This is a genomic window from Halomonas sp., assembly GCF_034520545.1.
Taxonomy (GTDB): Bacteria; Pseudomonadota; Gammaproteobacteria; order Pseudomonadales; family Halomonadaceae; genus Halomonas.
Genome location: NZ_JAXHNN010000002.1, coordinates 254,583 through 267,225 on the forward strand (window position 1 = coordinate 254,583; position 12,643 = coordinate 267,225).

Annotated in this window: 16 protein-coding genes and 2 pseudogenes; 13 read left to right on the forward strand and 5 right to left on the reverse strand. The window is 64.0% G+C overall.

The features are described from left to right. Window positions 1-671: 671 nt before the first annotated feature. Entirely contained in the window at window positions 672-2,153 is a 1,482-nt protein-coding gene (locus tag U5L98_RS01200; protein WP_322556524.1) for a sensor domain-containing diguanylate cyclase, read from the reverse strand. 227 nt (window positions 2,154-2,380) lie between these two features. On the opposite strand from U5L98_RS01200, the gene U5L98_RS01205 reads away from it, so the two are divergent. From U5L98_RS01205 to U5L98_RS01230, 7 genes and pseudogenes are all read left to right on the forward strand, one after another. Beyond that, a complete protein-coding gene (locus U5L98_RS01205; protein ID WP_322556525.1) occupies window positions 2,381-2,668 on the forward strand; it encodes a coiled coil domain-containing protein in 288 nt (95 codons plus the stop codon). A 116-nt stretch (window positions 2,669-2,784) separates the two neighbouring features. Beyond that, window positions 2,785-2,880, forward strand: coding sequence for a DUF5669 family protein (locus tag U5L98_RS18630; protein ID WP_416208158.1), 96 nt, complete (start codon window positions 2,785-2,787; stop codon window positions 2,878-2,880). Between the two features lie 36 nt (window positions 2,881-2,916). Further along, a complete protein-coding gene (locus tag U5L98_RS01210; RefSeq protein ID WP_322556526.1) occupies window positions 2,917-3,060 on the forward strand; it encodes a DUF3096 domain-containing protein in 144 nt (47 codons plus the stop codon). A gap of 88 nt (window positions 3,061-3,148) precedes the next feature. Then, a pseudogene (locus U5L98_RS01215) lies at window positions 3,149-3,337 on the forward strand (transposase domain-containing protein); the annotation flags it as partial. Between the two features lie 217 nt (window positions 3,338-3,554). Then, window positions 3,555-4,202 carry a 5'-methylthioadenosine/S-adenosylhomocysteine nucleosidase gene (locus tag U5L98_RS01220; RefSeq protein ID WP_322556527.1) on the forward strand — a complete coding sequence of 216 codons (648 nt, stop codon included), beginning with the start codon at window positions 3,555-3,557 and terminating at the stop codon, window positions 4,200-4,202. 31 nt (window positions 4,203-4,233) lie between these two features. Next, window positions 4,234-4,419: pseudogene (locus U5L98_RS01225) on the forward strand (hypothetical protein); the annotation flags it as partial. 97 nt (window positions 4,420-4,516) lie between these two features. Beyond that, window positions 4,517-4,807, forward strand: coding sequence for a coiled coil domain-containing protein (locus tag U5L98_RS01230; RefSeq protein ID WP_322556528.1), 291 nt, complete (start codon window positions 4,517-4,519; stop codon window positions 4,805-4,807). 55 nt (window positions 4,808-4,862) lie between these two features. Here U5L98_RS01230 and U5L98_RS01235 read toward each other — a convergent pair whose 3' ends face one another. After that, window positions 4,863-5,558: an aspartate/glutamate racemase family protein gene (locus tag U5L98_RS01235; RefSeq protein WP_322556529.1), complete on the reverse strand. Its 696-nt coding sequence runs from the start codon at window positions 5,556-5,558 to the stop codon at window positions 4,863-4,865. A gap of 269 nt (window positions 5,559-5,827) precedes the next feature. On the opposite strand from U5L98_RS01235, the gene U5L98_RS01240 reads away from it, so the two are divergent. Continuing rightward, window positions 5,828-6,895, forward strand: coding sequence for a phytoene/squalene synthase family protein (locus U5L98_RS01240; protein ID WP_322556530.1), 1,068 nt, complete (start codon window positions 5,828-5,830; stop codon window positions 6,893-6,895). A gap of 68 nt (window positions 6,896-6,963) precedes the next feature. Here the strand turns inward: U5L98_RS01240 and U5L98_RS01245 are convergent, their stop codons facing one another. Further along, window positions 6,964-7,212, reverse strand: coding sequence for a YdcH family protein (locus tag U5L98_RS01245; protein ID WP_322556531.1), 249 nt, complete (start codon window positions 7,210-7,212; stop codon window positions 6,964-6,966). A gap of 192 nt (window positions 7,213-7,404) precedes the next feature. Here U5L98_RS01245 and U5L98_RS01250 point away from each other — a divergent pair, with 192 nt between their 5' ends. The 5 genes from U5L98_RS01250 to U5L98_RS01270 all read left to right on the forward strand — a co-directional run bounded on the left by U5L98_RS01250 (window position 7,405) and on the right by U5L98_RS01270 (window position 11,636). Next, window positions 7,405-7,971, forward strand: coding sequence for a helix-turn-helix domain-containing protein (locus tag U5L98_RS01250; RefSeq protein ID WP_322556532.1), 567 nt, complete (start codon window positions 7,405-7,407; stop codon window positions 7,969-7,971). Further along, a complete protein-coding gene (locus tag U5L98_RS01255; protein ID WP_322556533.1) occupies window positions 7,968-9,146 on the forward strand; it encodes an MFS transporter in 1,179 nt (392 codons plus the stop codon). The genes U5L98_RS01250 and U5L98_RS01255 overlap by 4 nt, the downstream gene beginning before the upstream one ends. A 177-nt stretch (window positions 9,147-9,323) precedes the next feature. Further along, the gene (locus U5L98_RS01260; protein ID WP_322556534.1) at window positions 9,324-9,656 is read left to right on the forward strand and encodes an antibiotic biosynthesis monooxygenase; all 333 of its coding nucleotides are present in this window, start codon (window positions 9,324-9,326) and stop codon (window positions 9,654-9,656) included. Between the two features lie 33 nt (window positions 9,657-9,689). Continuing rightward, window positions 9,690-10,544, forward strand: a complete 855-nt coding sequence (locus U5L98_RS01265; protein ID WP_322556535.1) for a sirohydrochlorin chelatase — start codon at window positions 9,690-9,692, stop codon at window positions 10,542-10,544. A 90-nt stretch (window positions 10,545-10,634) separates the two neighbouring features. Beyond that, entirely contained in the window at window positions 10,635-11,636 is a 1,002-nt protein-coding gene (locus U5L98_RS01270) for an ion transporter (protein ID WP_322556536.1), read from the forward strand. Window positions 11,637-11,672: 36 nt separating this feature from the next. Here U5L98_RS01270 and U5L98_RS01275 read toward each other — a convergent pair whose 3' ends face one another. Then, a complete protein-coding gene (locus U5L98_RS01275; RefSeq protein WP_322556537.1) occupies window positions 11,673-11,966 on the reverse strand; it encodes a hypothetical protein in 294 nt (97 codons plus the stop codon). Between the two features lie 86 nt (window positions 11,967-12,052). Continuing rightward, entirely contained in the window at window positions 12,053-12,535 is a 483-nt protein-coding gene (locus U5L98_RS01280; RefSeq protein WP_322556538.1) for a metallophosphoesterase family protein, read from the reverse strand. Window positions 12,536-12,643: the final 108 nt, after the last annotated feature.

Sequence of the window (12,643 nt, forward strand, 5' to 3'; positions counted from 1 at the left end):
CCAGTAGCCTCAAAGACGAAGCGCAAATCCACCTTGCCGATATGCTTCAGCTCGGCCTCGGCATAGCGGGCCGACTGCTCCTCCACCGTGCTGATGCGGTGGCCTTCTTCCTCGCGCTTGGCCTCGATCAAGCCCGCCGGCACCCCGTCCACCAGCAGCAGGTAATCCATGGGCCCGGTATCGGTGGGATACTCCCGCACCGCCACGCCCCGCCCTGCCGACGGATTTAGCTCTGCCAGGCTCTGTACGACCCAGCCGGAGGAGCGGAGCTGGTCATCGATGCGATCGCGGGCGCGCTGCTCGGGGTGCTGGTTGTTAGTCATGGTTCATCCCGCCATGGCAATCACTGCCAGGAGGACCGATGACCGCCTGCCCCTGTCGAGAACGCGGGGTGGAGTAATGAGGGTGTCGGCAGCGTCCGTCGCCATGGCGCCATCCTTTGCGTATGGGCAGTGTGGTTATGTCGTTCTGGGATTCAGCCTAGCACCAACGAATAGTTGGTCCCATAGGCGGTCGGATCGAGGAGCCTGCGACGATCGGCCAGTGTCCGTCCGTTAATACGCTGACTGCTTTTGGAACCGACACGGAATAATCTGGCCCGCAGGCAACCGGTATCCCTGAAGCGGGCGGGTCTATTCGGTGTCGAGATTCACAGCGCGAGGATTCCGAGCCTAGCTGTAGAAGAGCGCGCAGTTGCGGCCGGCGTGCTTCGCGGCATAGAGCGCCTGATCGGCATCGGCCATCAGCTGGTTCGGCTCGTGGCTAGCGTCATCGCCTTGGCGGGCGACCCCGAGGCTGATCGACATCGTCACCATCAACGGCTGCTCATCTTCCGGCATTTCCACGAGGAAGGGTTCCGCGGCGACGCATCGGCGGAGGCGCTCGGCCAGCGCCAGAGCCTGGTCATCCCGCATGCCGCCGAGCAGGACGGCAAACTCCTCGCCTCCCAGGCGCACCAGACCGTCATCCGGGCGAAGTTCGTGGCGGAGTCGCTCCACCATCATCCGCAGCAGCGCATCGCCGACCAGGTGACCATGAGTGTCGTTGATCTCCTTGAAATGGTCGATATCGAGCAGGATGAAGTGGCGGGGTGCCGTGGCCGGGCCGATCGTCTCGAGGTGCTGGGCCATGCCGCGCCGGTTGAGGGCGCCTGTCAGTGCGTCGAGCTGCGCGGCGGCAAGCGCCTGCTCCTCATCCTGCTTGCGCTGGCTGATATCGAGAAGCAACCCGGCGACAGCGACCGGCCGGCCCGACTTGTTGCACTGGATCTCGCCAATGATCTCGTGCCAAATCCACAACGGGCCAGCCAGCCGCAGCCGCGCGTCCAGGCGAAACTGGGCAGACCCGGCGGCGCCCCGAAGGGCCCTCAAACGTGACCGGAGCTCAGCGCGATCGTCGGAGTGCAGACGGGCGAGCAGGCGTCGCAAGGGCAGTCGCGGATACGTCTCGGGGTAACCCAGCACCCTCTTGAGCGCCTGGGAACACCATACCCGTCCATTGCGAAGACTGACCTCCCAGACGCCGCAGTCGGCCACCTTGTGGAACAGTTCGATCTGGCGGGAGCGATGGTTCAGTTGGTAGCGGTAGACGGCCGCCGCGATCAGCTGGCCGGCGGCCTCGAGCAGGTCGAGACCGGGTCCCCGCCAACTGACGGGACGCTCACAGTCATCGATGCCCAGGGTGCCCCACCAATGGCCATTGACGAAGATGGGCACCGTAGCCATGGACTGAATCGCCTGGCTCTCGAGATCGCTCCGCAACGGTCCCGGTGGCATGGCAGGGATACAGAAGTCATGAGGCTTCCCCGCCTGGCGCTCCTCAACCAGACGACGATAGACGGGATCCTTGAGCGACGAGGAAAAGAAGCGGAACCGGCCCTGATTGAGCTGTCGGTAGTGCTCTGACGATGCCCACTCGAAGACATAGTCCTGGACCACGGCATCGGGCTGCACCTCCAGAAGCTGGAAGACCCAGACACGGCTCGCCCCGGTAACGGGACCGATCTCCGCCAGCAGCCGGTCGACACCCTCGGCCCAGTGGTCCGCGCTCATGAGGGTGCTGCCACCTCGGCTGAGCGCCGCCAGGCAGTCCGCGGTGTCGATGGGGGCAGGGGCAGCCGTGGCCTGCTCCGGAGGGCGAGGTTGACCTGACAAGGTGTAACCATCCTGTAAACCAAGGAGTGCTCGCCAGCATCGCCGATCGCGGCCGGGATGCCAAGCCTGCCGGCATCCGTCTACCGCGCCTCCGGCGCTGCGATGTCTTCCTCTATTTCATTCGATCATCCCCCGCTCCATATGCCACCCTCGGGGAAATGCCTTCTCGACTCGAGAACAGGCTATCTTCAAGGTTCCATGAACCGGAAACGGAAAGGAGTGGCCATATGAGCAACAGGGAAGCCTACGAGCAGAAGCTGCGCGCCAAGCTGGATGAACTGCAGGCCGAGGTGGACAAGCTGAAGGCCCGCGTCCGCAGCGCCGAGGCCGACGCGCGCATCGATCGGGAGGAGGAGATCGACCGGCTCGAGGCGAGGCGCGAGGAGATGCGCAAGAAGCTCGAGGAGCTGCGCCACTCCAGCGACGACGCTTGGGACGATATTCGGGTAGGCGCAGAGCGCGCCTGGGACTCCCTGAGCGACGCGATCAAGTCGGCCCGCTCCCGCTTCAAGTGACTGAGCACGCACCTCCATGCACAAGCTTGCCATGCCCGCAGATCATCGCAGCGGATACGGCTGCATTCGGCGCGGCCAGTACCGACGACGCACATGGGGCCGCTGAAGTTGACGTCATGTCCAGCGATGGCGGATACCTCACTTACCTTGGACATGAAAGTGCTGAACATACGCGTGCACTGCACCAGATACTGCAACCCGCGCGTACATAACATTCATGAAAAAATAGACATTCCGGAGCCGACCTTATGACACTTCAACTTGAACTTACGCCGCTGATCAGCCTCGCTGCCGGCATTGGCATACTGGTATTTCCCAAACTGGTCAGATATATCCTCGCAGGCTATCTGATCATCGTGGGTATTCTGGGCTTGACGGGACTTTCCTTGTGAATTGAACGCCCCTGGCATGAGCGCTGCAGAAAAGCTTGCGCGCAACTGACATGAACCGCACGGCCACGAGCCTCGTGGCCGAGCACACTTCAGTCACACACCGAGCGGCGCCCATGCCAACGCGGCGATCTACAGTCTCATCGAAACGGCCAAGGCAAATGGTCTGTCGCCCTACGACTACCTGCAGTTCGTGTTCGAGACCCTACCGACGCTTGGCGAGAATGATGACCTCGACATGCTGCTCCCCTGGCGCTGGAAAGAGACGTTACCGGTCTGAGGTTGGTCGATGCGTTCCCGGTTCACTCCTTTCGTCCACGTCCACCGAGAAAGCCAATTTCTTCGAGGCGCACTACGATCAGCACCTCTGGTTCCGCCACAACCCGAACGGTAACATTGAGCCGTTCAACCCGACGGTGACCTGCCGGCACCACAAGGCGTGACACCCATGACAAGACAGGCAGTATGATGGCGGCGAGGGTCGAAAGGTGAGCGCGATGCACGGTATATCGGTGGCGCTGACGGCACTGGGCGGCCGCAATGTCCTCTTCGTAATGGCGGCCGAATCCGAATACGGTCCGCATCTCCGGCAGCGTTTCGAGCCGCTGATGACCGGCGTGGGCCCCGTCGAGGCGGCCGTCGAGCTCACGGCGGCGCTTTCCGCCTTCGCCCGGAAGGGGTGCCCGCCGCATCTGGTGGTATCGCTGGGGTCGGCCGGCAGCCGGGTGCTCGAACAGACCGAGATCTATCAGGCGACCTCCGTTGCTTACCGCGACATGAACGCTTCTTCGTTGGGCTTCGAGAAGGGCGTCACGCCCTTCCTCGACCTGCCGGCCACCGTCCCGCTGCCCTTGCGCATTCCGGGCATTCGCGAGGCCACGCTGTCGACCGGCGGTAATGTCATTTCGGGCGCAGCCTACGACACCATCAGCGCCGACATGGTGGACATGGAGAGCTATGCCTGCCTGCGCGCCTGCATGCGCTTCGAGATGCCACTCGTCATCATGCGCGGCGTCTCGGACGGCAAGGGGGAACTGCACCACATCGATGACTGGACGGAATACCTCCATGTGATCGACGAGAAGCTGGCCTTGGCAGTGGACCACCTCGGCGAGGCGATCACCGCAGGGCTGTTGAATGCCTGACCGATGAACATCACGGGCTGAAGAGTTACTCGACCGAATCAAGGCAGAGGCCAACAAGCGAGATATGCCTTATCAATCCCTGATCAAGGCCTGGCTTGCGGATGATGTCAATGAGAAGGTGTCATTGTCATCCAGGCCCCATTCGCCGCCGGATGACAAGGAGCGAGCATCCATTTCGTCGCCATGCAGTGTATTCCGGTCAATCCCCAGAGAGTGAATGCCGGTCAGAGTCGCTGCGAGGTGCTATACCCGGGCCCGCCGACGTTCGAGGGCTTCGAGGTTAACCAGACCGTCACCAACGAGGAGAACGACTGATGAGTAACAAGGATGCCTACGAGCAGAAAATGCAGGCCAAGCTGGAAGAGATGCAGGCCGAAGTCGACAAGCTGAAGGCCAAGGCGAATGAAGCCGAAGCCGATGCACGCATTGAGCGGGAGGAGGAGATCGATCGGCTCGAAGCGAAGCGCGAGGAAATGCGCCAGAAGCTCGAGGAGTTGCGCAACTCCAGCGACGACGCCTGGGACGACATCAAGGCCGGCGCGGAGCGCGCCTGGGATTCCCTGAACGAATCCTTCGAGAAGGCGCGCTCTCGCTTCAAGAAATGACCCTGCGGTGCGCCGAGCCTGGACGTTACCCTGCCCGATGGGGCGTTCCAAATGGTCAGCCCTGCCCCAGCGCCCGGCGCACCGCCTGCTCGGCATGGATGGCGGTGGTGTCGTAGAGCCTGACCTCGGTATCCCCCGCCTGAACGAGCAACCCTATCTCGGTACAGCCCAGGATCACTCCCTGGGCGCCTCGCTTGGCCAGGGCGTCCACCACCTCGAGGTAGGCGTCCCTGGATTCCAGCGTAATGACTCCCTGGCAGAGCTCCTGATAGATAACGGCGTGAATCACTTCCCGCTGCGGTTCATCGGGCACCAGTACCTCGATGCCGCGCGCCTCGAGCCTGTCGCGATAGAACGCCTGCTCCATCGTGAACCGGGTCCCCAGTAGCCCCACGCAAGTCACGCCTTCATCCTCCAGCACGCTGGTCGTGGCATCCGCGATGTGCAGCAAAGGAACCACAACCGCGCGCTCGAGCTGTGGGGCCACCTTGTGCATGGTGTTGGTACAGAGCACGAGGAAGTCTGCCCCGGCGGCTTCGAGCGCCTGGGCCGCCGCGCCGAGTATCTGGGCGGTGCCCTCCCAGTCGCCACGGTGCTGCAGGATCTCGATCTCGGCAAAGTCGACGCTGTAGAGCACCAGCCTGGCCGAGTGCAGACCGCCCAGTTGCCCTCTCACCTGCTGGTTGATGAGGCGGTAATAGGTCTGGGTCGATTCCCAGCTCATGCCGCCGATCAGCCCGATGGTCTGCATGGGAATTCCCCGCTGGCCGTGAAGAATTCGCCAGCTTGCCTCTCCAGGGGCGAGATGTCATCGCCCACCGGAATGCCCGCTTGCTGGGTACTCGCACGACGATTACCGTCAAAAATGGCCGTTGATGCCTTTATCCCCTGACCAACCTCCCTAAAGGCTCCCGAAATCGGCGATAATGCCGGCATGAGTTATCGCATCCATACCGAATCGAATGGCCATGACGACGCCACCCAGGCCGGGAAACTCCTGCTCGACGGGTGGTTGCCGGCATGAGGCCTGCATCGCTCGCCCTTCAGGACCGGCTGCTGCCGGGCGTCTCCCGGACGTTCGCCCTGACCATTCCGCAATTGCCGGTGTCCCTGCGCCCGGCAATCACCAATGCCTATCTCCTGTGCCGAATTGCCGACACGGTGGAAGACAGCACAGAGATGGTGCCCGACGAGAAGGACGCCCACTATCAGCGCCTGCTGGCAGGACTGGATAACGCCACCGCCGCCAGCGATTTCTCAGAAGCGCTGCTCGGCACCGGCCTGGTGCAAGACCCGCTGGAACGCGAGCTGGTCGAACAGACGCCGGGCGTGCTGCACGCCTTCGGCGAACTGCCGGGCGTGCAACAGACGGCACTGCGCGACTGCCTCACTACCATGTGTCATGGCATGGCCGATTTCGAACGCCTGAAGAACCCGCATGGCCTGCCGGACAGTGGCTGCCTGCGCGACTACTGTTACGTGGTCGCCGGCTGCGTCGGGGAAATGCTGACCCGCCTGTTCGCCGATACCCATCCGCGAATTCACGAACAGCAAGAGGAGTTGCGGCCCCTGTCCGTGGCCTTCGGTCAGGGACTGCAGATGACGAATATACTGAAGGACGTCTGGGATGACCGCCAGCGGGGCATATGCTGGCTACCCCGTGACGTCTTCGAGGCGCGTGGCGTCGACTTGGAGAAGACAGATGACTGGCAGGATCACCCGGGCTTCCGAGAAGGCATCCGCTATCTGGTGGCCGTCGCCCATCATCATCTGAAGCTGGCGCAGGAATATACGCTGCGCATTCCGGCCTCCGAGGTCGGCATTCGGCGTTTCTGCAGCTGGTCGATCGGCATGGCGCTCGCCACGCTGCAAAAGATTTCCACCCATCCGGGCTATACCGCCGGGAAGCAGGTCAAGATCTCGCGCCGGCACCTGCGCCTGATCGTCGCCGCGAGCAATCTCTCGATAGGCAGCGATACGCTGCTGCGTGGGGTGTTTTGGCTGGGACGCCAGCGACTGCCCAGTGTCCCGGAACAGGACATCGGCCAGCTGCTGGCAGGGCAGGTCTCGGGTGATTACCACACATGACCCGATTGCCCTGAGGGTTCGCTTTCGCGACGCGTATCAGCGTGCCTGCTGCTCGGCGTTATGGAGACTCAAGCCGACTCGGGGCGCTCGAGGTACGCCGCGATGGTGTCCTTCACCGCGAGGCGCTTCTTGCGGACATCTTCTTCGATGTGGGTGGCAACCGGCTCGACTTCCGTCTCCATGCGATGGACTTGCCGATTCAGCTCGTGGTACTCCTCGGCGAGATTCGCGAAGTGCGCGTCAGACTGCTTGAGATCGTGGATGCGCTCGGCATGCGCGGGAAACTCTTCGGCAAGTTCGTGCGGCGTATGGCTCATGGTGACTCCCGGGTTGACGGTAGTAAGTGTGCAGATCGATACAGACCCTATCAGTAATCCTGGCCTGTCGGCCAGTCGGCAAGCTATCCGCATGCCCTCGTCGAGTCGCGCATCCTTCACTTGACACCACCCGGTGCCCCGCATTTAAATGCGCCAAATTTATATAGATCGGTCTATACAGGAAAAACATCGATGCCCGCCTCCAAGCGCGACCAGCTGCTTGCCACCGCCGAACGTCTGTTCCACGAGCAGGGATTCCACGCCACCGGGATCGATCGCATCGTTGCAGCCGCGGGAGTGGTACGCATGACGCTCTACAATCACTTCGCTTCCAAGGAGGCCTTGGTGGCGGCCGTCCTGGCGGCTCGCCATGAACGCTTCATCACCAGCGTCGATGCAGCGGTTGCCTGCGCCTCGCAGGGCCAGGCAACGCGAGCCCTGGTGGATGCGCATGGTGACTGGCTGGAACGCTACAGCCAGCATGGCTGCATCATGGCCAAGGCGATGGGGGAGTTCGCCGAGCACAGCCCAGAGATTCACGCCCTGGCGGCGGCCGCTAAGACCGACCTGCTGGCACACCTGGAAGCTGCCGTGGAACGCGATGGGCTGGGCCATCACGCCGGCCTGGCGCGAGGCGTCTTCCTGGTGCTGGAAGGCAGCAATACGACGGTAGCCCTGCTGGGCGCTCAAACGGCCCTGGCCGACACTAGAGCGGTGGTCGACACCCTGCTCGCAACCGCCCGGAGCGACACCCGATGAAAACTCTCTCCCCTCTTGGCATGGCCGCCCTCGGAAGCGGGATCATTGCCATCACCTATGGCCTGGCCCGCTTCGTGTTCGGGCTCTTCCTGCCCGCGATGCGCGACGAGCTGATGATCTCCCCGACCATGGCGGGGGTGATCGGCGCCCTGCCGTTCCTGAGCTTTGTGTTCGCCATCCTCGCCGCCACCTGGGTGACGCGCCACCTCGGGATTCGCCGCACGGGGGTAGCGGCCGCCGGCCTGGCCGGGATCGGGCTGGTGACGATCGCCTTGGCGCCATCATCGCTGATGCTGGCCATCGGCGTGCTGATCTGCGGGATCAGCACCGGGTTGTCATCGCCGGTCATGGCAGAGACGGTTCACAAGGTTGTGCCGTTCGCCCTGCGCGGGCGGGTCAACGCCACCATCAATGCGGGCACCAGCCTGGGGATCGCGATCGCCATGCCGGCGGTGCTGATCTGGGCGGAGGCCTGGCGCAGCGCCTATATCGGGTTCGCCGCCCTGGCAGTTCTGGGCACCCTGGCGGCCCTCTGCTACCTGCCCAAGGAAGACCGCGTCTCATCGGCGGGTCCCCGCCCGGTCGCCCTGCAGGCGAGCCGCGAACAATGGCTGGGGATCGCCCGGCTGAGCGGCCTCGCCGTCGGCATGGGGGGCGTGAGTGCGGCCTACTGGGTGTTTGCCCCCGATGCGGTGATCAATGCCGGGGGGCTGTTGCCGAGCCAGACCGCCTGGATGTGGCTGGCGGTCGGTCTCGGCGGGCTGCTGGGCGCTGGCGCCGGTGATCTCATCTCGCGCTTCGGGCCGGCCGCAAGCCACGCTGCGGGCCTCGTGGTGACGTCCGCCAGCCTCGCGCTGCTGGCCTTCGATCCCGGCAACTTCGCCCTCGCCCTGGTATCCGCGGCCCTGTTCGGCACCGGCTACATGACCCTCAGCGGTTTCTACCTGGTCAGGAGCACCCAGATCATGACCGAGGCGCCCTCCTTCGCCCCGGTGCTGCCGCTGCTCGCCACCTCGGTTGGCCAGGTCGCCGGCTCGCCGCTGGCCGGCTGGCTAGTCGGGGCTGAAGGCCATGTCACCGCCTTCATGCTCTTCGCCACCCTGGGACTCGTTGTTGCCGGGATTGGGGCGTGGTTACTGAAGGAGCGCGGCGCTGCCGCTGTGACCTCTCTCTGAGCTCGGCCTCTATCCGATAGAAGCAAGGGTGCTCTCGCTCTTCTACAACGAAGACGCTGGCGTGGAATCCGATGTGACAGGGTTCGGCCCGACAACGTGCACCTGCTTGTCCCTCCCAGGGCAAGGTGTCATCGTCAGCCACGAGTGACCATCCACCCGGCCATGGGAGAGTATGCATTGTTCATTGCCATGAACCGTTTCCGGGTCAATCCCGAAAGAGTCGAGGAGTTCGAACAGATCTGGCTGGAGCGGGAGACGCACCTGCAGGGCCTGCCCGGTTTTGTCGAGTTCCACATGCTGCGTGGCCCCGAGAAGGAGGATCACGTGCTCTACGCCTCCCACACCGTCTGGCGCTCGCGCGAGGACTTCGAGGCCTGGACGCACTCCGAGGCGTTTCGGGCGGCTCACGCCAATGCCGGCCAGAGCAAGCGCGAAGGGCTGTATCTGGGCCCGCCGACGTTCGAGGGTTTCGAGGTCATCCAGACGATCGGTAACACGAACTACCCCTGAACCCCGCTACCCCGTGCCAGCCAAGAGGCCTCCATGCGAAAGATCCTGCTCGTCGACAATGGCTCCCTGCGTCCCCAGGCCACGCTCAACCTGCGCCGCCTGGCCCAGTCCTTGAGCCAGATCACTGGCCACGAGGTCGAAGCCGCCTCCCTGCTGCACTCCTACAAGATCCCTGCGGAAGAGCTGGAGGGGCGCAAGGCGGTATCGCTGGGGCCGCTGGCCGAACAGTTCGCTGCTCAGGGCACGACCGAGCTGGTGATCCTGCCCTTCTTCTTCGGCTCCAGCCAGGCGTTGACCCGCTACCTGCCGGAGCGGCTGGCCGAGGTGCAGGCCCATTACCCGCAGCTGAGCATCAAGGTAGCGCTGCCGCTGGTCGACACCCAGGCGCCGCTGGACCTGCGCCTGGCGCAGCTGCTGGCCGACAACGTGCGCGAGCGGATGGAAGGCTCCTCGACGCCGAAGGTGGTGCTGGTCGATCATGGCAGCCCGATTCCCGAGGTCACGGCGGTGCGCAACTATCTGGCCGGCCAGCTCAGCGTACTGCTGAACGAGGAGGCCAGCTGCGTCACCTTTGCCTCCATGGAGCGCCGCGAGGGCGATGCCTACCGCTTCAATGAGCCGCTGCTGGTCGACCTGCTGGCCTCACCGGCCATGGCCGACAGCGAGGTGATACTGGCCATGCTGTTCCTCTCTCCGGGTCGCCACGCCGGTGAAGGCGGCGACATTGCGGAGATCTGCGAACAGGCCATGGCGCAATCGCCAGGCCTGCGCGTCACCACCACACGCCTGGCGGGTGAGCATGACGCCATTCTGGAAGTTCTCACGACCCGCCTCTCCGAGGGCCTGGTCGGCTCACCGCTGCTGCTGGAACTCCCGGCTAGCCTCTGAGACGGCGAAATCGCTTGGCGAGAGTGCCGCCAACAGGCCGGCGTTCTAGGATGGAAAGAGTCTTTGCGGCATAGAGCTCAAGGAGGCGCCATGGCCGACAATCGCACGAGATCGCTCAATCCCGCCCTGGAGCGCCTTCACCTGGCGTGGGACCTGCTCGTCATCACGCTGGTGATCGCCAACCTGACCCTGCTGCTGTTCGACAGCCTCTTCCTGCTGGCTCCGCTGAACGCCGCCTTCGAGGCCACGGCTCCCGGCCTGCACGAAAGCTACAGCCAGGTCATACGTGCCAACTTCATCGCCATCGACCTGGCGTTCGTGGCCATCTTCCTGCTCGACGTGCTGCTAGGCTGGGCGGTAGCCATCGCCGAGCGACGCTATCACCGCTGGTTCTTCTACCCCTTCGTGCACTGGTACGACGTGCTGGGCTGCATTCCGGTGGGCGGCTTTCGGCTGCTGCGCATCCTGCGCGTCATCACGCTGCTGCAACGCCTGCAGCGGCTGGGCATGATCGACGTGCGTCGCTGGTACCTCTTTGGCGTGGTCGCCAAGTATTACGACATCCTGCTGGAGGAGCTCACCGACCGAATCGCCCTTCGCCTTCTCGACAACGTCCAGTCTCAGGTCCGTTCCAGCGACGGGTTCTCCGGCCGGATGGTGGAGCAGGTGGTTCGCCCCCGTCAGCAGGCGCTGATACACGAGATAAGTCAGCGCCTGGAGGCCATGGCCGATAACGCCTACACCCACCATCGCCCCGACATCCTGCGCTACGTGCGCAGCCTGGTCGGCCGGACCCTGGCGGAGAGCCCGGAGATTCGCCGGCTGGAGCGCCTGCCACTGGGCAGCCAGTTGAGCCGGGGGCTCGAAAGCTCGATCTCCGACCTGGCCTGTCGCCTGGTCAACGAGGCTCTGGAGGGACTGCAGTCGCCGGAGTTCTCCGCGCTGGTGGAGCACCTGGCCGACAGCGGCTTCGATGCCTGGCTGCGCACCGATTCTCATTCCGAACGGGTCAGCGAGCAGGTGCTGGTGGACATGCTGGAGCTGCTCAAGGCGCAGATCGCAGTCAAGGACTGGAAGCACAAGTACGAATGAGCCCATCCTCTCCCGCATGAAAGCCGGGATCTCCCATCATCGTACCTCCATGATCCGATCCAGCTCCCTTCGATACGCCGCCTCTTGGCTTGCAGGGTCGGCGGGGAAGCGGCCGAGTTCTACCGCCAGCTCGAAGAAGCCCTGCCGGGGCATGTCGCCGCGGCGGCTGACCACCAGAGCGGCGATCATCGGGCGGCCAGCGGCCACATCCTCATGCATCAGCGCTTCCAGGGCCAGGGCGACGCGCTGGATGGTGCCCGGCGGGGTTAGCCCCAGCGCCTCGGCGGCCTGCTGGTAGGTGATCGGCACCGCCGCGTCGGGCAAATCCATCAACATATCTCGAAGTCGTGAAGGCAGTTCGCTCTCCTTCTCCTCGGTCACGCTATTTCTCTCCAACTCTATGTTGTCGGTTGCCGTCACAATGGCAGGTGCAGTATAGCGCCGCGCAGGCCGCGCGCGTCGGCCCACAGCTTCCCCAGGGTGATGGGCAGGCGAAAGCGGCGCTTGCCCGCCGCGCCAGGGTTGAACAACAGTCGGTCTGCCTGCCTTTCGTTGCGCGGCTTGTGGGAGTGGCCGTGGAGCACCGCATCGCAGGTGATGGCCGGGTCTAACTCGGCCAGGATATGCACCAGATGCAGGCGCCAGCCGTTGACGGTGAGGTCGCGGGTCATCGGCAGCGTCTCGGCCCAGGAAGCGGTGTCGATGTTGCCGCGCACCGCCGCCATCGGCGCCAGTTCACCCAGCCGTTCGAGGATGGCGGCATCCTCGTCGCGGCTGCCCACATCGCCCAGGTGCAGAATCAGACCGCACCCCTCCAGCAGCGTCAGCGCCTCGGGGCGCAGCAGCCCGTGAGTGTCGCTGATGACACCGACCGGCTGCTCTATCGTGATGGCCTGCATGGCAACGGTCCTCAGGTCAGCGCTTCGGCAACCGGATGATAGCCGTTGGCAGCGATTACCTCATCAAAAAAAAGCCGACAGAGCGCAGTGTCTATCGGCTTCTTGGTG

What these genes read in the sequence shown, in the direction of transcription:
- U5L98_RS01205 (WP_322556525.1), top strand. Translation starts at nt 2,381, where the DNA reads ATGAGCAACAGGGAAGCCTACGAGCAGAAGCTGCGCGCCAAGCTGGAT.
- U5L98_RS18630 (WP_416208158.1), top strand. Translation starts at nt 2,785, where the DNA reads ATGTCCAGCGATGGCGGATACCTCACTTACCTTGGACATGAAAGTGCT.
- U5L98_RS01210 (WP_322556526.1), top strand. Translation starts at nt 2,917, where the DNA reads ATGACACTTCAACTTGAACTTACGCCGCTGATCAGCCTCGCTGCCGGC.
- U5L98_RS01220 (WP_322556527.1), top strand. Translation starts at nt 3,555, where the DNA reads ATGCACGGTATATCGGTGGCGCTGACGGCACTGGGCGGCCGCAATGTC.
- U5L98_RS01230 (WP_322556528.1), top strand. Translation starts at nt 4,517, where the DNA reads ATGAGTAACAAGGATGCCTACGAGCAGAAAATGCAGGCCAAGCTGGAA.
- U5L98_RS01235 (WP_322556529.1), bottom strand. Translation starts at nt 5,558, where the DNA reads ATGCAGACCATCGGGCTGATCGGCGGCATGAGCTGGGAATCGACCCAG.
- U5L98_RS01240 (WP_322556530.1), top strand. Translation starts at nt 5,828, where the DNA reads ATGAGGCCTGCATCGCTCGCCCTTCAGGACCGGCTGCTGCCGGGCGTC.
- U5L98_RS01245 (WP_322556531.1), bottom strand. Translation starts at nt 7,212, where the DNA reads ATGAGCCATACGCCGCACGAACTTGCCGAAGAGTTTCCCGCGCATGCC.
- U5L98_RS01250 (WP_322556532.1), top strand. Translation starts at nt 7,405, where the DNA reads ATGCCCGCCTCCAAGCGCGACCAGCTGCTTGCCACCGCCGAACGTCTG.
- U5L98_RS01255 (WP_322556533.1), top strand. Translation starts at nt 7,968, where the DNA reads ATGAAAACTCTCTCCCCTCTTGGCATGGCCGCCCTCGGAAGCGGGATC.
- U5L98_RS01265 (WP_322556535.1), top strand. Translation starts at nt 9,690, where the DNA reads ATGCGAAAGATCCTGCTCGTCGACAATGGCTCCCTGCGTCCCCAGGCC.
- U5L98_RS01270 (WP_322556536.1), top strand. Translation starts at nt 10,635, where the DNA reads ATGGCCGACAATCGCACGAGATCGCTCAATCCCGCCCTGGAGCGCCTT.
- U5L98_RS01275 (WP_322556537.1), bottom strand. Translation starts at nt 11,966, where the DNA reads ATGGATTTGCCCGACGCGGCGGTGCCGATCACCTACCAGCAGGCCGCC.
- U5L98_RS01280 (WP_322556538.1), bottom strand. Translation starts at nt 12,535, where the DNA reads ATGCAGGCCATCACGATAGAGCAGCCGGTCGGTGTCATCAGCGACACT.